The 21,242-nt window shown below is 34.7% G+C and carries 12 protein-coding genes and 2 pseudogenes; 9 read left to right on the top strand and 5 right to left on the bottom strand.

What is annotated here, in order from left to right:
* Positions 1–116 precede the first annotated feature (116 nt).
* Positions 117–815 (top strand): AAA family ATPase, encoded by a 699-nt coding sequence (locus ASM33_RS05640; protein WP_110410015.1) that lies wholly within the window; start codon positions 117–119, stop codon positions 813–815.
* Between the two features lie 14 nt (positions 816–829).
* Positions 830–967: pseudogene (locus ASM33_RS05635) on the top strand (Holliday junction resolvase); the annotation flags it as partial.
* Between the two features lie 158 nt (positions 968–1,125).
* Here ASM33_RS05635 and ASM33_RS05630 read toward each other — a convergent pair.
* The 4 genes from ASM33_RS05630 to ASM33_RS05620 form a co-directional block, all read right to left on the bottom strand.
* Positions 1,126–2,148, bottom strand: a complete 1,023-nt coding sequence (locus tag ASM33_RS05630) for a reverse transcriptase domain-containing protein (RefSeq protein WP_237342892.1) — start codon at positions 2,146–2,148, stop codon at positions 1,126–1,128.
* A gap of 7 nt (positions 2,149–2,155) precedes the next feature.
* Positions 2,156–4,249 carry a recombinase family protein gene (locus ASM33_RS05625; protein WP_110409269.1) on the bottom strand — a complete coding sequence of 698 codons (2,094 nt, stop codon included), beginning with the start codon at positions 4,247–4,249 and terminating at the stop codon, positions 2,156–2,158.
* Positions 4,250–4,410: 161 nt separating this feature from the next.
* Entirely contained in the window at positions 4,411–4,674 is a 264-nt protein-coding gene (locus ASM33_RS08740) for a DUF5372 family protein (protein WP_157956406.1), read from the bottom strand.
* A 28-nt stretch (positions 4,675–4,702) separates the two neighbouring features.
* Positions 4,703–5,023: a reverse transcriptase family protein gene (locus tag ASM33_RS05620; RefSeq protein WP_237342891.1), complete on the bottom strand. Its 321-nt coding sequence runs from the start codon at positions 5,021–5,023 to the stop codon at positions 4,703–4,705.
* 622 nt (positions 5,024–5,645) lie between these two features.
* On the opposite strand from ASM33_RS05620, the gene ASM33_RS05610 reads away from it, so the two are divergent.
* From ASM33_RS05610 to ASM33_RS08725, 7 genes and pseudogenes are all read left to right on the top strand, one after another.
* Positions 5,646–6,329, top strand: coding sequence for an AAA family ATPase (locus tag ASM33_RS05610; protein WP_110410017.1), 684 nt, complete (start codon positions 5,646–5,648; stop codon positions 6,327–6,329).
* Between the two features lie 28 nt (positions 6,330–6,357).
* Entirely contained in the window at positions 6,358–6,876 is a 519-nt protein-coding gene (locus ASM33_RS05605; protein ID WP_237342890.1) for a crossover junction endodeoxyribonuclease RuvC, read from the top strand.
* Positions 6,877–7,063: 187 nt separating this feature from the next.
* Positions 7,064–7,202: pseudogene (locus ASM33_RS08885) on the top strand (ParB N-terminal domain-containing protein); the annotation flags it as partial.
* Positions 7,203–7,367: 165 nt separating this feature from the next.
* Positions 7,368–7,568: an ATP-binding protein gene (locus tag ASM33_RS08735; protein WP_237342889.1), complete on the top strand. Its 201-nt coding sequence runs from the start codon at positions 7,368–7,370 to the stop codon at positions 7,566–7,568.
* 157 nt (positions 7,569–7,725) lie between these two features.
* Positions 7,726–7,917, top strand: coding sequence for a hypothetical protein (locus tag ASM33_RS08730; RefSeq protein WP_237342888.1), 192 nt, complete (start codon positions 7,726–7,728; stop codon positions 7,915–7,917).
* Between the two features lie 86 nt (positions 7,918–8,003).
* Positions 8,004–8,615 carry a hypothetical protein gene (locus ASM33_RS05590; RefSeq protein WP_110410018.1) on the top strand — a complete coding sequence of 204 codons (612 nt, stop codon included), beginning with the start codon at positions 8,004–8,006 and terminating at the stop codon, positions 8,613–8,615.
* A 495-nt stretch (positions 8,616–9,110) separates the two neighbouring features.
* Complete coding sequence (locus ASM33_RS08725) at positions 9,111–19,610, top strand: tetratricopeptide repeat protein (protein ID WP_237342887.1); 10,500 nt, start codon at positions 9,111–9,113, stop codon at positions 19,608–19,610.
* Here the strand turns inward: ASM33_RS08725 and ASM33_RS05545 are convergent.
* Entirely contained in the window at positions 19,601–21,076 is a 1,476-nt protein-coding gene (locus ASM33_RS05545; RefSeq protein ID WP_157956338.1) for an IS4 family transposase, read from the bottom strand. The genes ASM33_RS08725 and ASM33_RS05545 overlap by 10 nt on opposite strands.
* Positions 21,077–21,242: the final 166 nt, after the last annotated feature.

Below are 21,242 nucleotides of genomic sequence, written 5' to 3'. Positions count from 1 at the left end.
GATATATATTAGTAGAGGGCAATGAAAGTTTGAAGCCTGTAACCTCAATGCCCACTAAGGTAGCTTAAGTGTTTTAGTCTACCTGTATTTAATGTAATTTGTGTTTTGGTAATTTTATGATAAAAGCGATAGATTTTTCAACTTTAAAAAACTCATCTCCATACAAAGAATTCATCATGCAAGACTGGCTTGCTATTGGAAGCATTTCTTCTTTTTTTGGTGAACGTGGAACAAACAAATCTTTTTTAGTTCAGGAGTTAATGACAGCCATTGCAACTGGCAGCCCCTGGTCAAGTACAAGTTTTAGTCCGGCCAAAGTTTATGGAGTGTTTTCAGAATATGATGAAATCGAACTGTTAAGCCGCCAATATAAAATTAATGAAAGTGATAAAATAAGCGACCTTCACAGAATGAAAATGATTTCCCTATTTGGTAAGGAAAATTTATTGATGACTTTTAACAACAATAATGTAGGAACACTAACGCCTTTATTTAATGAATTGCTGAATGATATCAAATCATTTAAACCTAAACTTGTAGTGCTAGATAAAGCCTTAGACTTATTTGGAGGAGACGAAAATAATAACTCTCATGTTAAACAGTTTATTCATAGATGCTGTGCTTATATAGCAAGAGAAGTTAATTGTTCTGTTTTGTTGTGTAAACACGGATCAATAGGAGAAGTATGGCGTGATACAATAGAATTTCATATACACGCTTACCTAGATGAAAAAGGTAGCTGTCTAGAGAAGAAAAATAACGTACATATAGAGATTTTACCTCAAAAGACCTTATTTGCCAGCAATCTATATTAAATTTTAGAAATAGTATGTCAATTTTAGCACTTGATTTAGGCAAACAAACAGGATGGGCTATTCTCAATGGTGGAATCATTCAAAGCGGAAGTGAGAGTTTTCATGGTAGCCGGTTTAGTGGTGGTGGAATACAATTTTTAAATTTTCGCAATTTGTTTAAAAAGGTCATGAAAAGCCTAAGCAAAGGTAGGGGGGTCTGGTAGAGACTAGTGACCTTGAAAAAAAAACCAGCGATTTGGTCTCGCAATCATAGTCCCCCCACAAGAACCGTGCATGCAGATTTCCCGCACACGGCTCCACAATACAGCATTCACATTAGTGCTCTTGTGTATAGCGAAACATATACCTTTGGCTTTGGTAGTGGATTTACTTTTAAATAATGTGAAAATTGTTTCCAATCCATACTTTTCTTGTGACTACGTCGGTTTATCCACTTAAATGCTAGCTTCGTTACTGGTCGATAAAATTGAAACAAACACCGATAATTTCCGCTAATCCCGAAGTAGTTATAGTGTCCTATTAGTTTGGCTTTCAGTTTCTGCCACCACTCCTTGAGACACACATGACTTCGTACCATCTTCAACCACTCTTTGATTTCCTTAATCTTCCTGGCTAGGCTTATCTTTGAAGTTTTCTGCTTCATCGTAAGTTTACCATTACGACTTTTTCCACAATAATGTGTAAATCCTAGAAAGTTGAAGCTAGCAGTCTTGCGTTTCTCTCTTTCTGCTTGATACCATTCCTTCTTACCAAACTTTACTATCTTTGTTTTATTTTCAGCTATTTCCAAACCAAATTTACTTAGTCTTTGTTTTAGCAATTCTAGAAATTCCTTAGCGTCTTCTTCCCTCTCGCAGCCAACTACAAAGTCGTCGCAAAACCTTATTAGTTGTATACACCCTCTGGCTTTTGGCTTAAATTTCTTTTCAAACCATAAGTCAAGCACATAGTGCAAGTATATATTAGCTAATACAGGGCTCACTATACCACCTTGTGGTGTGCCTTGTTCGGTTGTTTTATAACATCCAGCTTCGACTATTCCTGCCTTCAGAAATCGTTTTATTAACCACAATAAGTTTGGGTCAGCTATTCGTTCCTTTAAGCACTTCATTAGCCATTTATGTTGAATATTATCATAGAACTTCTTGATATCCACTTCTACAATGTAGTTAATTGGTTTGTGCATAACTGCCTTATCTAACGCGTTTATTGCCTGATGACAGCTTCTTCCAGGTCGAAATCCATATGAGTTGTCCAGAAAGTTTGCTTCAAAGATATTTTCCAATATCTTCTTTAGCATTATCTGTACTAACTTGTCTTCAGTTGATGGCACGATAACTTCATAATACACCTCCTTCAATTTGTTTTTGTGATTTCAACCTTGCAATTGCTATTTTAGAAGAGCTCTCAATACGTTTTTTTAACTCCAGTTCTTGTTCTAAACTTATCGATATCCAGAACCTTTCACCAATACGTCGTGCATTAATAAACTTACGTTCAATCCAATAACGTACTACGTAATGACTGACATTGAATTTTTCTGCAACTTGTTTCACTGATAACTCTTCTTCAGATTTTTGATTACATAGTGCTGGGATCTTATGTTTAAATCGAATCCATTTCATACTTTTTATAGTAAAAGGATTACCTTTATTTGTTGTCAGCCCCTCTTGGTTTAACAAACTAATAATTTGTTCATCAGTCATTGTTTTCGATAGCTGTCTTATCCGATCAATTATATCATCTGAATGCCTCCATCTGTCATAGGATTTTTTTGGCAATTGCACCTCTAAGTCCTCTATAGCATTTGTTTGCCAGCGTATATGTAGTACTGCTTTTTGTTCACTACGTAGTTTTTCAACAGTAATATCCTTAACTAGAAGTCGTAAAATACGCTTTCGATCTCTTGCACTTGTTGATTCTGCATTCCATAAGCGTGGTAAGTCCTGAGCTAGTGCCAACACTTTCTCTTTTTGTTGTTTTGTAGCTGTAAGTACATCATTTTTCTTATATTCATCATATTGATTCTGTGCTTCTTCCAATGCTATTAAAGCTTCGTTCCAACGTTTCTCCAATGTTCCAGCTACTAGGCGATTTGATGGGTCTACTTCTTCATAACGTCTCTGTGCCAGTTGTACTTCATAATCTGCTCTTTTTATCTGCATTTGCCATTGTTTATCTAGCATGTGACCTCGTTGCTCCAATTCTTCAAATGCTTTTACGGCAATCTCAATTTGCGCAGGTTCCATGACTTCCAATACTCTTTTTACGATAGCTTCATCCAGAGGATTTCCATAAACAGAAAAACAACTCTTACTATCTTCTCCCCACTTCTTTTTCCAATTACATTCATAAACAGCAAGAACACCACCTTTGCTCTTATACCTTACAGTAAGACGACAGCCGCAGTAACTACAAATTAATAATCCCTGCAATAATCCCAATCCTTCTCGTACTGCTGTAGGTAGCATATTCTCTTCTCCACTGGTTTGATTATTTGCTAAAACCTTTTTATTTGCTACATATTCTTCCCACGTTATATAACCTTCGTGGTGGTTTTTTATCATTGTATGCCAGGCTTCTGTCGGTAGGCGAACTACTGTTGTCTTGACCAATCCAGTACTTGATAATTTTTTCTGATATTTAAAGCGACCATAAACATAAGCTCCAGCATAAGAAGGGTTTTTTAATACTGAACATACCCTAGAATGTGTCAGTGCTCCCCATATTAACTTTCCTTTCCAAATACCACCATATGCTCGTTTTGGAAACTGTATTTTGTTCTTACCAAAATGATGTACTACTCCATAAGCACTGCCCTTTTCTTTAAATACTTTAAACAATAATTGAATCACACTTCTTACTTGCTCATTATCGTCAAATCTAGTATTACCTTCATCATCATAGCAAAATCCTACTGGGAGAGGAAATCGAAGCTCTCCTTTCTTAGCCTTATTTACCTTACCTCCTAAAAGTCTAGCACGGATGAAATGCAACTCTGCGTGTGATATCGTTCCTTTTAGCCCAAGTACCAATTGGTCGTTGAAGTCATTAGGATTGTAACAACCATCTTCATCTATAATCAATGTATCTGTTAAAGCACATAATTCCAGTAATCTATGCCAATCACTGCAAGATCTAGATAATCTCGACGCTTCCAGTACAAACACGGCTCCTACTTTTCCCATTGATACATCAGCAACTAATATTTTAAAATCTTCTCGATTATTAGCTTGAGCTCCTGAAATCCCTAAATCATCATCTAAAACTCTTATGGCATTCTGAGACCATCCCATTTGTTGCGCTTTATCTTTCAGTTTATACTGCCTTTCAGTACTCTCCTGATTGAGCCTTACCTGTCCCATTGTTGATTGCCTTAAATAAACGTATGCTGGTTTTAATATATGGTGGTTCTGAATTTTGTGTGCTGTCATTATTAATATCCTCCGTTTTAATCAATTGTTGTTCCACTATTAAATACTCATGCAACATGTTTGCTATACAAATAGCTATCCTGGTAGCATCTACTGATATTACGGAGGTTTTTCCTTCCAATGGCATAATTTCTTTCCTATAATCGTTTCTGTGTTAGTCATTAATCAACCTCTTTGCTATTTTTAGCTTGATCAAGATTGGTAACTAATTTAACTAACTGCTGAAGATGGGAAAACGATAAAATAGGCGATAAATCAGTAAGGGTTTGATAAAGATTAGGATCTGCTTTGTCTGTCCAATCACGTGGAATGCCCACTGTACCACGCGTCAACGTTTTCAAACTAAATATATCCCGATTATTAAAGTTTTTTGTTGATAATATTTGAAAACTTTTCCCCTTCCATGGATGGAATGGATGAGTAATAGTAGCGTATCCCGAATATCGACTGGACTTAGGTGCAGTTAATTCTAACCATGGGTATTCCGAGCCCGCGCTTCTCTTTGCTCCCAGCTTTAGGTATGTATACCCTTTTCACTGGTTGCGGTTGATATTGCTTCTTCTTCATACTATCTACTAGCTTTTTAAGTTTCTCTTCTAGATCTTCTCCATAGGCTTCTACTGTCACTTGGTCTATACCACAAGCCTTGTTGCGTTTTAGTTCCTTGTAACACTCCGCAAGATTCTCTGTATTTATCAGATGAACTAGCGACGTAAATTTTACTCGCTTATCTTGCTTAGCACGTACTGCTATCTGGTTTAGTTTTCCTTGCATATTCCTCCAATCTCTGTTGTATTGGTATAGCAATCCCTATACCAGTCACTATATTGCTGACCGCTTCCCCTTGTATGTGGCTTTCCCACACTCCGAGTACTATCAGTCAGTCCGACTTCCTTTGTATCATTCTCCAGTCCTCGCCTTTATTGACTTGTTCCAGAGTACCCTTACAGGAATACAAAGGATCTCCCAAGTTCACGTAAGGTCCATCTCAACACATGACGCGGCCTTCGATCCCGATGGGGTGAGTAATATCTTGCCTTAGCGTTATTACCCATGTTGCCTTCCACCATTTGTAAAGTGTCGGCCCCCACGATGCGTGCATTACGGAACTCAATACCTTCACTTGCGTTGCACCCTATGTTGTCCATTCCATTAGCTTTACTACGCTCGTTACCTTACGCAGTATAATGGTCTGTTCCAGGTTGCTGGCTAAGCTTTACCCGTATTGGATTTTCACCAACTGTCCCTTACGCGCTTCTTGGCGCACACAAAATGGCACCCCCCTTTCATAATTAATATTATTACTTAATATATTATCTTTTAATTTACAAACTATCTGCAATTTAAGTCTTATGTACTTTAAAGATACCAGACAGGCTACCAATTTAACTTTTATATGAAAAAAGCAATAGATTTATCAAAATGGTGCGCTCCACAAAAGGAGTTTGTTGTAGAGGATTGGCTTTCCATAGGAGATGTTTCGGTTCTCAAAGGTGAGCATGAAGTTGGTAAATCTCTCTTAGCTCAGCAATTAATGACCGCTGTTGCTACTGGAAAACCATGGCTCAACATGAAAGTTAAAAAAGCAAGAGCATATGGTGTGTTTTTCGAAAACAATAAACAAGAAGTCTCAGACCGCCAATGTGCAATTGATTCCCTATACCAAACTGACGAATCTTTATTGGGAAGCCAAATGCGAATGTTTGGGCGAGTGGAAACAGATAATCTATTAATGACTTTTGAAGATGATGTAGGAGAGCTAACACCTCTGTTCCACGTGCTATATTCGAGTATCAAGTTATTTCAGCCAAAGCTTGTAGTGTTGGATACCATTGCAGATCTATTTGGTGGAAATAAAAGTAATCCTTCACATCTTAAGCAGTTTATGGAAGGTTGCTGCGCTTATATAGCAAAAACATTAAATTGTGCTGTTTTAGTATGTGAGCACGATTCAAGTATAACCATGTGTGATGACAGAGTATGGCATTTATCTAGGTCAGAGATACGAGATGAACGCATGCTATATTGCAAGGGATCAAGCCATTTACTACGTTATCAAGATGGGATCTTTGTAATTTAAGAAAGGATATTTTTAGTTGAGTAAGCAGATGTCAATACTAACACTCGATTTAGGCAAACAAACAGGCTGGGCTATTTTGCATGATGGAATAATTCAAAGTGGCAGTGAGAGTTTTCATGCTAGCCGTTTTAGCGGTGGTGGTATGCACTTCTTAAAATTTCGTAGTTGGCTCAATTTGATGAAAGAAAAATTTCCAGATATTAGAACGGTTTATTTTGAGGAGGTTAGAAGACACCTTGGAACTGATGCTGCTCATTGCTACGGAGGCTTCTTAGCTCATTTGACTGCTTGGTGTGAAGAGAACCATATCCCCTACCAAGGTGTACCTGTCAAGACTATAAAAAGATTTATCACAGGCAAGGGTAATGCAAGTAAGACTGATGTGATTGATGCAGTACAAGGTAGAGATTTTTTTCCTATAGATGACAATGAAGCTGACAGTCTTGCTTTGATGCTGTGGGCTCAAAAGCTAGGAAATACGGGGCTTACAGAGCAATACAACTCTGACGTTAGATGCAAAGATAAGAATATCAACGATAATGCTTAATCTATTAAGATATAACTTTAACTACGAAACAAACAAAATGACAAGATTAACAATAATATCTAAATTTTCAACAATAATAGTTAAAGATATCCCGTAAAAGTGTGTCCTTCCCCACAAAATACAACCGTGGGTAGTGAAGCCTCGGGCCTTGCCTAGCGGTAGACTTATTTTAAATGTTAACTTCTTAATGAGCAAATTCCTTGCAATTCACTATTACCCAATTGAAAACCTCATCGAATATGACAGAAATCCCAGAAAAAACGACGTTCAGAATATGCGCTTCAATTCGTGAGTTTGGCTTACATATTCCGATTGTTACAAAAAACTGTGTATTTAACGTGCAAAACCTTTCTGGCTCTTACAGGAATTTTAACCTTAAGTGCAATGGAATTTTTCAATAAACCACCATGGAGACAAAGATCGAAATTTATTTATTTACGCCTCCAATTTTATAATACATAATGGAGACAAAGATTTATATTTCGTGTTTTATGTCTCCATCATTTATTGGTAGGCAAACTGAGTTAAGGCAACTAGTGGAGCTTACAGAAAAAAATACTGCATCTTGTGTAGTAGTAAAAGGAAGGCGCCGTATAGGAAAAAGTCGTTTAATTCAAGAGTTTGGTAAGTATTTTGAACAATATTACTCATTTATAGGCTTGCCACCAGAGAAGCATACTACATCAACTTAATGAATTTTCTAGACAAGTTGCTAAACACATCTTTTGCCAGGCATGATGACTGGAGTATGGGCAGTTGGTGAGCGCAGGAAAAATATTTGATGAAATTTCTTGGATGGGCTTGAAAGATTAAACTTTTTTAGGAAAAATTAACCGTGATACATACTCTATGGGGTTACTTTCATCTCTACCAGAGTGGCATACAATTATTGGACTCCAGTTTGAAAATTTAGTGCTTAATAACAGAAAAAGCATACTTAATATTTTAAGAGCTGATGGAATAGTAAGTGAAAATCCATTTTTTCAGAGGAAAACAGGTAATATAGCAGGTTGTCAGATTGATTATATGATTCATAGGTAAGGTTTGAATTTTTTCTCAAGATTATATTGACTTTCTCGTATACTACATTAATACTAAAAGTAGTATTATATATAGAGGGTATGTTTATGTTAAAAAGTTCTATTGAAATAGGTAAAACCACAGAGCAGTTGTTAGAATCTTACCAGGGTATTAGGCATGTGTTTAGTGGAGTATCCAATAGTATAGATCCGGTTTCTTCTTACCAAAAAATAAAAACAAAAATACTAGAAGCAAAGGAACAGATAAAATTATTGGTACAAATTGACATAAAGCTAGAAACAGAAAGAAAAAAGACTTTTTCTAGTACTGGCAAAAAGAAACAATTAAAACAAGCTAGATCTGTTTTAATGAAACAATTAATTGATATTTCGCATGAAATTAAAACTTTGCATAAAGAATCTATTACATCGAATGAATATAAAACTTTGCAAGGTGCACTAGATCAACACTGTAAATTATTAACTGATTTACAACAACAAGTATTAGGAAATCGAGAAGCTATGGAAGTTATAGAAGATGGTAGCGTAATAAATGATGAAGCACTTGTAAATATTAAGGCCGAAGCAATGAAAGTAGTGAATGATATAGATATACTTCTTTTTGGAACACAAGAAGTAAAGCCTAGTGTTCTTGATTCACTAAAAGTAGAGGCAGCAAGATCTGGTAACTATGCAACATACTCTACTTCTACTCTTTAATAAGGGGATTTCGTATTTTATCTGTATATATCTAGTAAAATTTATGCAGATAATGTACAGTTTCAAAGAGTGATGTGTAAGAAGTTATCAACACAGGAGAAGCTGTTGGGTGAAATGTTGTACAAATGCACCCAACAACGAAATAGAGCAGTAGAAAGGATAGTATGTACTAATGATCATCTCTCGCCTTATTCGCTCTGGGCTTGTTTGTAAAGACACAGTATTAGTAGGTATTGATGTGGCTCAAAAAAAAGAAGTTAGGCTATATTGATATTAAAACCGAAGATGGAAGGTTATGTTTCTTGCTGTAGATTTATGTTGAAAAGTGCAACAAAAACCATAGCTACTTGTATCTCCCAGCTTAAAAATACAAATAAATAGTACAAAATAAAATGCCAAAATATGCATTAAAAACTTGCTTTGTTGATTTTCACAATTACTATATGAGAAGTTTAATATAGTGGGTTTTAGTAATGAAAGTCATATGGTATCTCTATGCTGAAAACACAACATCCAACAGATTATCTAAAAAAAGAAAGCATTGCTGAGCCGATAGAAGAAGAACATCATACAGAAATTAAGGAATTTCCTAAACTTAAGCGTTATCGTAGGTCTGATAGTGATGATGAAAGGGAGCAAAATACAGAGCTATTTTCTGCTATAAGGAATGGTAATCTACATAAAGTTCAAGAACTTCTAATAGCAGGAGTAAAGACTAACATTGTTGATAAAAATAATAAAGATAATACACCTTTACACTATGCTGTTGAAAGAGACAAAAAAGAGATAGTTGAAGAGTTGCTGCTTCAAGAGTGGAAGACAGATATCAATGCTAAGAATAATAAAGGTGATACCCCTTTACATATTGCTACTTCTAAAGGCAATAAGGAATTAGTACAATTACTTCTAAGCAAACATGCACAGATTGACTTAGAAAATAATGAAGGTAAGACACCACTAGCACTAGCTAAAGATTCAGAAATTATCAGTACTTTAGAAAAGTATTATAAATTATCATTGAACGAAGGATCATTTACAAAAATCAATGTACCAGCAGATGGTAGCTGTTTATTCTGGGCTGCTGCTTTAGCTTATTTAACTCCTGTAAAATATGATGATAATTCCTTTCAAGAAAGATTTGAAAAGTTATTTGGAAGTGTAGATTCTGAAGAGTTAGAGCAAATACAAGAGTTAATTAAAAGTTATAACCCATCTTCAAATAATGTAGCTATTCGTGATGATGAAACGATCAGAAGGTTAGTAACAGAAGAGTTTCGTAACAGAGTCGTTAATGAAATATTTAATAATAAACAGAAGTATCTAGATACTATCTCTATCAATGACATTTTTGGAAGTAGAAATACAGATTACATAAATAGATTTATAGATAACTTCTCTAATCGATTTAAAAGAGAAATTGTACAATATAGAATTGATATTAACAAGCTTAAATCTACCAGAGAAGATGAGGTTAATAATGAGCTAAGCAAGGTGAATGATCCAGAGTTCGATAATGTCGACCTAAAGCAGTTCATATTTGATTCATATATAGAATGTATGCGTGACTCTAAAGCTTGGGGTGGTAATCATGAAATACAGGCAATGAGTCAAATGCTGCATAGCAGTACAGTTGTATTCTCTGATGGCACAAAACACTCTATTAGCTATGATAATAGTAACGATCAAGTACAGTTGTTTAATAATGGTGAGTCTCATTACAACTTTGGCCTAGTAAGAGCACAAGCGCTAATTGAAGCTATAAAAAATAATAAACAGCAAGAAGCTAAAGCTTATCTTAATCTTGGAATAGATAATATTAATTACCAAGACAGTGAAGGTTGGACAGCATTACACTTTGCAGCACAACATGGTAATGCAGAGGTTACTCAATTACTCTTAGCTCAAGGAGTACGTACTGATGTAAAAAATCGCCTTGATCAAACTCCGTCAGATGTTGCTAGTCTTTTTGAGAGAAACAGCGTTGTTGAGATATTGAGTGGACAATTTCATGTAGAAGTTTTTAATCAGGTGGGTAGTCAAAATAGAGAAGAAGAATTTTTTGATGCAGAAGAAAATTTAGAGAAAGGTCATGAACCTATGGAAGTTGACTTAGTTGAGCAATCAGGGGTTTCGAAGCAAACAGGTAGAAAAAGGCCTTCTACTGAAGAGCAAGAGAAGTCAGAGGTAAAAAAATTAAAGCTTTCACCTCAGAAAGAAAAAATAAAGGAACGATTGAATACTTTTATGAAAGCTTTTGTTACTGATTTCTCAAAAGAATTGGCAATCTCCCACATACGTGCAAAAGGAAAACAAGTAACTTTGGAAAAAGTAATAGAAGAATTAAAAATAGGAGCAACTGGAGCGTTAATAGGTTATGGAATTGCGCGTGGTATGACAGGAATTATACCTTCAATATCAGCTTCAGCTAGGAACATAGTTGGTCAATTTATTCATATAGGTAAAACAAAAGCTGCAAGAATTACCAGAATTTTTGAAAGCGTGCCTAAAGGTTACTTGAGTCAAATATTATCGGAAGCTGCAGCTGAAATTTTCTGCAGCTTTGAAAGTCAATTTATGAGTGTCACAGATAATGCAGGTGATAAAATGGCAATTGAAAAATTAGCCGAAGATGCTGTTTATAGAGCATTAAATTATATTGCTAAAAACTCAGAAGCTATCTCAAGTGATTTTATAGCAAAAAGTATTATTTTAGGTAAATCAGAAGGAATTTTAAAACGTGGGTACGCGTTAAAAGATAAAAGTGGAAAAGATTTGAATACTGGGGGACTATATAAGGAAACTGGTGTAATTGTAAGCGAAGGAAAAGTCAATCGTTATTATAGCAATAATAGAGGAAAATATGGCTACCGACTTCCTTTAGCCTTTGAGAAAGAAAATGGTATTCGACATCTTCTCGCTCTATTAGAAAGAAGAGAGCTTCAAGAAGATCAGCATACTCAAGAAATAAACTATACATATGTTTTACAGTCAGGAGATATTAAAAAAGAATCTAATGAAATATTGAAAGAAATCGAAAAAGCAGAGCCGCTTACAAAAAGCGATATAGAGGCGATCACTGGTATACTAGCTGAAAGCGCAAAAAAGCTGCAAACCCCTCAAGATATAAAATTTATTCCAAAAGAACTAGTAGAAAATTTTACTGGAAGAGAAAAAGAATTGGAAGATTTAGATAGATTGTTAAATCCTAATAGTGATAGCAGTGATATAGCAGTAATACAAGAAATGGCACTTCTATCAATAAATTCACAAGCTTCAAATTCACTAAGATCAAGCAATTCACAGGCTTCTCTTAGTGGTTTGGGTGGAATAGGTAAAACTCAACTAGCTTTAAAATATGCTGAAGAGTATTCTGAGTACTATAATAACAACGTTATATGGATAGATGCTGAAACACAAAGCGAGATATTAAATTCGGTTAGGAAATTGCTAAATCTTGGTGAATTAGGGGAATTTAGAAGAAATTTAAATATTAATTCTCTTTCTGAAATTGATTCTAATGTCACAGAGAGAAACATTGAAGTGATAATTCAAGAAATATATAAGTATTTTAAAGAAACAAAAATTTTATTTATTTTTGACAACGTTAAAAATTATGACCAGATTAAAGAGTATTTGCCAAAGCAATTTGTAGGTAATAAACCAAGTATTTTAATCACTTCCAGATATAGAAACTGGGAAAATACAAAAGTAAAAGTTCTTGATCTTAATGTTTTCACTGATGAAGAAGCGGAAAAATTTATAAGGAATGCATTAGAGATAGAAAGTGATGATAGTTCACAAGATAAAGATATAGAAAATTTAGCAAGTAAGTTACAAAGGCTTCCGTTAGCACTGGCACAAGCTGTTGCTTATATTAAGATTGAAGGACTTGGTATACAAGAGTATTTAGAGAAGTATAAAACAGAAGCACAAAAGTTACTTGATAGCAAGCATTTTCAGGAATTTTTTCATGATCCATACATTAAAACAGTTTTTACAACTTGGAAAGTTACACTTAGTAAGATAGAGAAAGACAAAGAAGCCGGCAAAGAAGCAATAGAGATTTTAAATATTATGGCTTATTTTGCACCTGAAAACATCAATAGAGTAATATTTTTAAATTTTGCATGGGGTGATGAAGATCGAGTGAAGTCTGCTACTCGATTACTCTTGAAATACTCAATGGTAAATAGTGAACAAAAGCAAAGTATATTAAATATCCATAGATTAGTACAAAAAGTAGCAAGGTTGGAGTTAGAAGGACAAGGCGAGGAAAAAGAGACTATGGTGAAGGCTTTCGAGTTACTAAAAAAAGATTTTCCTTATGGAAGTGATACGCAAGGAGATATTGCTAAAAAACGACAGTTGTTACCACATTTAGAAGTACTTTTATCACATCTGGATGATTGGTTAGTAAAAAAACCTGAAGATAAACAAAGAATAGAAGAAAATTATCTTGAAGGTTTATTAATATGGGTGAGTGACGGATATTCTGATCTTGGTAATCCTATAAGAAAAAAGGAGTTACTAGAACGAGCTTTAGGGGCTTTTGAAAAACATTATGGCTCTGAGAATGTTGAAGTAGCTAGAATACTAGTAAATCTCGGTAACGCTTATGGTGACTTAGGCAACACTCAAAAACAAAAGGAGTTGCTAGAATGTGCTTTAGGAATTTTTGAGAAACATTATGGTACTGAGAATTTTGAAGTAGCTAGAGTACTAGTAAATCTTGGTAACGCTTATGGGGATTTGGTTGATCCTCAAAAAAAAAAGGTATTGCTAGAGCGTGCTTTAAAAATTTTTGAGAAACATTATGGCCCTGAGTATTTTGAAGTAGCTAAAATACTGATAAACCTCGGTAACGCTTATGGAGATTTAGGTAATCCTCAGAAAAAAAAAGAATTGCTGGAACGTGCTCTAGAAATTCAACAGAAACATTATAGCTCTGAGCATTTTGAAGTAGCCAAGGTACTAGGGAATCTTGGTAACGCTTATGGTGATTTAGGTGATCCTCAGAAAAAAAAGGAGTTGCTGGAACAGGCTTTAGAAATTTATAAGAAACATTATGGCTCTGAGTATTTTGAAGTAGCTAAACTACTGGTAAGCCTTGGTAACGCTTATGGGAATTTAGGTAACACTCAGAAAAAAAAAGAGTTACTAGAACGAGCTTTAGGAATTTTTGAGAAACATTATGGTCCTGAGCATTTTGAGGTAGCTAAAGTACTGACGAATCTCGGTAATGCTTATGGGGATTTAGGTGATTCTCAGAAGCAAAAGGAGTTGCTGGCACGGGCTTTACCAATTCAAGAAAATTATTTAGCCACAGCATTAGAAAACCTTGGTAACACTTATGGAAATTTAGGTGACCCTCAGAAAAAAAAGGAGTTACTAGAACGAGCTTTAGGAATTTTTGAGAAACATTATGGCCCTGAGCATTTTGAAGTAGCTAGAACACTAGTAAATCTAGGTAACGCTTATGGGGATTTAGGAGATCCTAAGAAACAAAAGAAGTTGCTAGAAAGAGCTTTAGAAATTTTTGAGGAACATTATGGCCATGAGCATTTTGAAGTAGCTAGAATACTAGTAAATCTAGGTAACGCTTATGGGGATTTAGGCGATCCTCAGAAACAAAAGGAGTTGCTAGAAAGAGCTTTAGAAATCTTTGAGGGACATTATGGTCCTGAGCATTTTGAAGTAGCTAAAGTACTGACAAACCTTGGTAACGCTTATGGGGATTTAGGCGATTTTCAGAAACAAAAGATGTTGCTAGAACGGGCTTTAGTAATAAAAGAGAAGCATTATGGCCCTGGGCATTTTGAAGCAACTAAAGTACTGACGAACCTCGGTAACGCTTATGGAGATTTAGGTAATCCTCAGAAACAAAAGATGTTGCTAGAATGGGCTTTAGAAATTCAAGAGAAATATTATGGCCCTGGGCATTTTGAAGTAGCTAGAACACTAGTAAATCTAGGTAACGCTTACGGGGATTTAGGTGATCCTCAGAAACAAAAGGAATTGTTAGAACAACGAGCTTTAGGAATTTTTGAGAAACATTATGGCCATGAGCATTTTGAAGTAGCTAAAATACTGACAAACCTCGGTAATGCTTATGGGGATTTAGGTGACAATAAGAAAAAAAAGGAGTTGCTAGAACGGGCTTTAGCAATAGAAGAAAAACATTATGGCCTTGAGCATTTTGAAGTAGCTAGAACACTAGTAAACCTCGGTCATGCTTACGGCAATTTAGGTGATCCTCAAAAACAAAAGGAGTTGCTAGAACGTGCTTTAGCAATAGAAGAGAAACATTATGGATCCGAGCACTTTGAAGTAGCTAAACTATTGATAAACCTCAGTAACGCTTATATGGATTTAGGTGATCCTCAGAAAAAAAAGGAGTTGCTAGAACGGGCTCTGCCTATTTTTGAGAGATATAATCACCATTTTGTTACTGAATTAAGGAGAATGCTAGACGAATTAGTTAGTAGAACACCTTTACATCTGGCTGCTAGTAGTGGTAACTTGGATACAGTAAAAAATCTCATAGAGAAAGGTGCTGATATTTTTGTAGGAAGCAGCCATGATACTATTTTACATCAGTCAGTCGGTAGTGGTAATGAAGAAGTAATCAGGCTCATTTTAGAAAAAATCAAAGAAAAAGAGCCACAAAAAATGTTCGAACATATTAATGCTAGAGATACTGAAGGTGAAACTCCATTAATGTGGGCTGCTGAAAAAGGGAAAGTTAGTGCAGCACGAATATTGTTGGAATATGGAGCAAATACCAATGCTATAGATAATTATGATCAGACAGCACTGCATTTTGCTACTGAAGGTGGTTACTTAAAGCTTGTACAGTTATTGTTGAGTAAGCAAGCAAATTTTAACATCCAAGATAAAAATGGAAAGACACCATTAGATTTAGCACAAGAAAAATTGGTTCAAGATCCAGAAGATGATAATCTTAAAATAATTGCAAGCTTGCTTCTTAGCGTAACAAATGAATCTAAGTCTAAGAAACAAGAAGAACAAGGTTCGGTGTCGTTAGAGGAATGTTTACCTGGTCCTAGTTCAGATGCAAGAGGAAGTGATAGAAGAAAAAGAGAAACTAAAGAGTGTGAATTATCTTGGGATGATGTGGATGAATTTAATGACGAGGAAGAAGAGATAAGAGATTTTAGCAAGATTAAGATCAATAGTGATAAATTTATCGATTACATTAAAAGTGAATTAATGTCAGAGACTAAATTGGCACAATTAGTTCAGCTAGCTAGTAAAGTTCAAGTTACAGAAGGTTTAGTTAATAAGCTGATCAACAATCAAAAAGTCATGAATCATTTAAATAAAGTAGGAAGAATTTCTGATATTGCTATGCATGGAATGATGGCTAAAAATGTTTTAGCTGATTTTTTAAGCGGTGATTATCAAGGAGTAGCTATTAATTTAGGATTTATTGCAGGTGGTCAAGGATTTGCAAGAGTGGCTCAAGCTGCATCTGTTAAGGGAACAGGATTAGTTTTAGATGGGAAGCTATTTCTTGGTAGATCTTTAAAAGCAGCTTCACCTTTTCTTGCTCGTGGAACTTCAGCTTTTGTTGTGTATGATTTAGTAAATCAAATTAAAGAATATAAAAAGGGTAATAAGGATGCTTTAGTAGGTATAGTAGGTGATAGTATCTATCTTGGAGTAGATAGCACAGAAGTTGGAATAGAGATTGCCGAAGCTTTTGAAATATTTGAAGGAGTTTCATCAGTTACTGGACCTATCGGAGCAGCTATAGGAGCTGTTGTTTTTGTTGGCACTGATGTTTATTTAGCAATTAAGCGGGTAGATAGAATTGATGAGATTATTCATCTAACAGGAAGTGAAAAATTTATTGAAGGCTTACGTGCATTTATAGGTATGAAACCCGAAGGATATATAGAAGAATTAATGGAGGAAAAAGAGGTTAACAACCAATTAGTTACGCAAGGACTTGAGTACTTAAAACAACATAGTGATATTCAAAAATATGTTTTTCCTACTGGTAAGTCAGTGATAGATTCTTGTCATACCACACCATACCAAACAAGTATATGTGTCAGCGGTGGAATTGGAGGTAAATGCTTTAAAACGCGTACAGTTACACGTCTTGCTAGAGAATGTACAACTAAATTTCAGGTGGACCTAGATAATACAGTGTTACTTGATAGAACGAGGACTGATATAAAGTGGAACAGATCAAAACCAGATAATCTAAATGGAGGAGAGTTGTTTTGTCTTCCGAAAGGAGATTATGAATCTGTTCCAAATAATGGAGCTTATTCATGTGAAAACGCAATTGGTATAGCTGACTTATCTACTAATAAAACAGGAAACTATACTCTAATTAACTTGGGAGAAGGTGTGGATTATGTGAAAGGATTTATAGACAGTCCTAATATTTTCTTAGTAGGTGAAGGGTTTAAAAGATTACACGGAGGAAATAAAAATGATATATTCGTTTTACAGGGAGATCTTATAAAAGGGTTTTTATCTGGAGAAGGAGGAGTTGATACACTGGACTTCAGAGGATTTGGTGCAAAAAACAACGAATATGCATTAATAGATATAAAAGGATCTGTGTGTAGTAGAAATGATGAATATGCGGAATCGTATGAATGTACGCATGGACTCAAGACAAGTTATATAAATCAAATTTATGGAAGAAAGAGTAAAGCAGATAGAGTACATTTTGTTAAAGATCTAGAATATGTTGATGGTTTAGGTGGTGAGAATAGTAATAAGCAAGATTATGTTAAAATTCCTTACGACTTAAATAAAAATCCAAAAGTTGTATTAAGAAGTTACACCAAAGTGTTTTTGCTTGAAGGGAACAACAGAAGTATAGATTTTATAGATTATATAATTCCTAGAGGTGAACATGGTGAATCATCTGTTTCATTTTCTTTTAAAGGGTTAATTCAACATAGGTTTGGTTTTGATTACTCTCTTTCAAATCTTAGAGAAATTAACATCGGGGAAGATGATATCACTTTCAATTTTTTTGATAAACTAAAGGAATGCAATATAATTTTAATAAATTATTATGACAACTCAAGAAGAAACTATCCAGACTTTCCAGTAAACACTAGTTACACTTTTCAAGATAATACTGAAATTAAAATATTAAATAGAAACAATTTCTATGCACAACAAAGAGCTAACAAAACTGTTGAGGAAATAATTAGTGACTATCCAGCAGTTGCAAATCGTTTAAATATGACTATGTTATTTCAATTATCTAATGATGAAACTGTTATGATTGGCCATGGTGCGCATGAAGTTATGCATAATAATCCATCTTTCACAAGCCACTTAGTAGGTAATGGAGGTGAAAATGTGTATGTCGTTGCTCCTGGCCAAAGTTTTGATAAATTGCCTATTTCTGAAGTAGTAATTTATGATGTTGATACAGAAAATTCAACGGATACTATTGATTTACGTAAAGTAGTTCAACAAGCAAAAAGAGAGTGTCCTGAGTCACAAGTTTCACATAAAATTAATAAAGATAATAATGATTTGATAATAAAATTATACTCTAATCGCTATTTTTCATCTGGTAGTTGTATAAACTTATCTTCTGAATTTTTAATTTCAAGTGTAATACTAAAAGGTGCATTGCTAAATGAATGGTATAAAAAACTACATGTGGTTTTAAACAGCGCACCTATGAAGATCAAAGGTGATGGTCATCTGTGGAATTTAGAATCACTACCTCTATTGTTTGATAAAGATAAAGAAATTATAGTAATAATACCTGATGATGTAGAAAAGGACACTGAATTAGTGACAGAAAGAGAAGCAGGTAACTATATCTTTGCTCGTACAGAAGATGACTTAATAATTACTAATGTATTTAATCAAGAGGAAAGTGAACGTTGCACTATCTTACTTAAGGATTTTTACCAAGAAGCAAAAATGCAAACATTATCTGTAAAATTTGCTGATAAAGAAATAATCTTAAAAGATCATCAGGAACAAATAAGTGCTGCAAGAGATATTGATGTTGTAAAGAAAGAACATAAAGATCAAGTTTATAATAATGTGTTTAATCATACAAGAAGCGAAAACATTAGCTCAGAAGTTAATGAAACTACAACCCATGAGATAAGGCATAAGCACAGCAGACATAAACACCAGAATACAACAGAACATCAACGCAGCCGTCGTGCTATTAAAGAGGCTCCTATTATAGGTAGTAGTGATGATCTTGAGTTTTTTGTTGCCCAAAATAATGCCACTCCTGTCATGGGCAATGATCGAACAAGTAGTGCAGCAACGAGAATTGGATCAGGAATAAATGACTTATTTGGTTGGGTAAAAAATTCTATAGGCGGGTTATTTAATTCTAGAGCCGCTTTACATGAAAACAATACAACTCAAAGCTCACTATCACAAGTCGATGCTCAAGTAAATGTTGACGGTACAATACTGCTATTGGATGTATTTATAAGGAAAATTACAGGTCAAGAACATGTCTCTACAGAAGGTCAATCTATATCCTTATTAGAAGCACAAGCTAATACGTTGAATATTACTACAAAGTTTGAGCAAATATTAAATGAAACAGCTGTTAAATCAGGTATATCAGCGACAAGCTTAAATTTCAATCCTGTATCAGTACAATCGACTATAGTTGGACAAATAAGAAATGGTAATTTTTCTGAAATATCAAAGACCTTATACTCAGCTGCAAAAGAAGCTTGTCGTCCTGAGTTTAAACAAACTGATAAGTTTCTAGCGCAGTTAAGAAGTCATTTAGAGGGAGTTTTAGCTGAGAAAGAAGTTGAGTTGCTTGTAGGAAAACAAAAAAGCTTGTCTAAGGCAAACAGGTTGGTGGAAAAATCAGTACCTCAAGCTGAAGTAGATAATAAACCTAACACTTTCTTAAATGACACATTAACATCTAAACAATTAAGTTATGTTGAAAGAGTCAGGGGTGAGTCTTCAGGGTTAAAGTCTTACTTTTACCCATAACTTTGAGAAGTTATTATGTGAAGCATAACCATGCTCTCTCTAAGATTTTCATAGCCTCGCCATAGAGTCATACTTCCTGGTAAATTATCACCTTTTCTATTCATAAACCCACCTAATTTTCCTAACCAAATAATAGCTTGTTTTATGTTTGGAGGTTCTTCGGGCAATGTGGCCACTTGATGCTCACGTATGTAAAGAGCTTTCCACTCTTCATTGCTTAGAACCTTAGTGCAAGCCTCCATAGGATGCGATAAAGCCACTTTTGTTAAATATAAAATTTTAAATGTAATAATGCTCTTTATAGCAATTAATTTCTGTAGCCTTTCCTTTGTAGTTAAACGAGAGCTTTCTATTTTACATCCTGATTTTAAAATTCTAAAGTATTCTTCAATTTTCCATCGTAGCTTATACCAATTTATCCTTTCTATGGCATCTAAAGTGCTATTAACTGGTACATTAGTTAACAAAGTCCAATCGATAGCTTCAACTCCTTTAGGAGGATCCATTTCCTTTGCGCTTACCACATATACAGCGACTTTATCACTTATTTTATGTGCTGTATCTTTTGACCCATAAATGTAAGGCGCTCTGATAGGTATATAGCCTTTCATATATTTTACTTCAATATTTGCTTTTCTTGACTTCTGGTGCCCGTTTTTAGCAACTTCCAAGACGATTTTCTCTTTTACCGGAAGTTGAGCTATGCGTGTTTGCAAATCTGTTTTTCCCTCTTCAGTACAGATAAATTTTCTATTAGCTCGGTTACGGATTACATAAAAACTACCCAATGATTCAGCTATCCATAAAAATTTGAAGATATCTGCTTCCCTATCACCAAGAGTGACAAGTTGTACATCTTTGGAAACGTTATTTATGGTTTCTTTTAGTGCTGCTATCCACTTATAACTTTCTTTCTCCTCTATAGAAGTACGGTATTTCCTATTTGCTTTTTCTTTTGCTGTTTCTTCTTTTCTAGCGGGACGCGCCCAGCACTGTTGAGAAGATAAACCTAAAGGTAATCCTTCTTTACTGACCATTAAGGCACTATGCAGCAGCAAACCCTTTTTATGCTTTGTATAAGCTTTAGAAATACTGCCTAGCCCTTTGGTATTTATATGAGAGTCAAAATCCAAATAACTAGTATCTTGGATTGAAAATATAAGCTTATTTCCTTTTATCCTTTCCGCTGTTTCTTTATGATGAGAAGAATAAATTTTCTCGGCCTCAAGCTTTTCATTACTAAACAACCTGTACGCGCCCTTAGCTTCTTTCCATCCACCACAACTTTGATTAATTGATCCAGATGCCTTACGCTCTATAAGATAACTTGTTGTAATAAGCCTCTTATTAAGCCTTATATCTCCCAGATTAACATGTCTCAACTCTCTTTCTAGCCATTTGTCCCCTAAGCTATCAGTATATTGCGTATTTGTATTTACTCCGTACATTTTTAAACCCTTTATCAAATATATGAATTTGCTATTTTACTAGCTTTTTTATATTTGTGGGTAAAAGTAAGGGTTAAAGTCAGGAGTAAGAATCGGATGAAATAGCTAAGTCCTAAGAATATTTATTAAATAATTTATATGTCAAAAGGACTTGCTACTTCTAATTATTTTACGCTTTTAGAGA

It is taken from the genome of Wolbachia endosymbiont of Folsomia candida (assembly GCF_001931755.2).
Taxonomy (GTDB): domain Bacteria; phylum Pseudomonadota; class Alphaproteobacteria; order Rickettsiales; family Anaplasmataceae; genus Wolbachia.
The sequence above is the reverse complement of the archived record's forward strand: the minus strand, read 5'-3'. Positions and strand labels throughout refer to the sequence as shown.

What these genes read in the sequence shown, in the direction of transcription:
- ASM33_RS05640 (WP_110410015.1), top strand. Translation starts at nt 117, where the DNA reads ATGATAAAAGCGATAGATTTTTCAACTTTAAAAAACTCATCTCCATAC.
- ASM33_RS05625 (WP_110409269.1), bottom strand. Translation starts at nt 4,249, where the DNA reads ATGACAGCACACAAAATTCAGAACCACCATATATTAAAACCAGCATAC.
- ASM33_RS05620 (WP_237342891.1), bottom strand. Translation starts at nt 5,023, where the DNA reads ATGCAAGGAAAACTAAACCAGATAGCAGTACGTGCTAAGCAAGATAAG.
- ASM33_RS05610 (WP_110410017.1), top strand. Translation starts at nt 5,646, where the DNA reads ATGAAAAAAGCAATAGATTTATCAAAATGGTGCGCTCCACAAAAGGAG.
- ASM33_RS05605 (WP_237342890.1), top strand. Translation starts at nt 6,358, where the DNA reads ATGTCAATACTAACACTCGATTTAGGCAAACAAACAGGCTGGGCTATT.
- ASM33_RS08735 (WP_237342889.1), top strand. Translation starts at nt 7,368, where the DNA reads ATGTCTCCATCATTTATTGGTAGGCAAACTGAGTTAAGGCAACTAGTG.
- ASM33_RS08730 (WP_237342888.1), top strand. Translation starts at nt 7,726, where the DNA reads ATGGGGTTACTTTCATCTCTACCAGAGTGGCATACAATTATTGGACTC.
- ASM33_RS05590 (WP_110410018.1), top strand. Translation starts at nt 8,004, where the DNA reads ATGTTAAAAAGTTCTATTGAAATAGGTAAAACCACAGAGCAGTTGTTA.
- ASM33_RS08725 (WP_237342887.1), top strand. Translation starts at nt 9,111, where the DNA reads ATGCTGAAAACACAACATCCAACAGATTATCTAAAAAAAGAAAGCATT.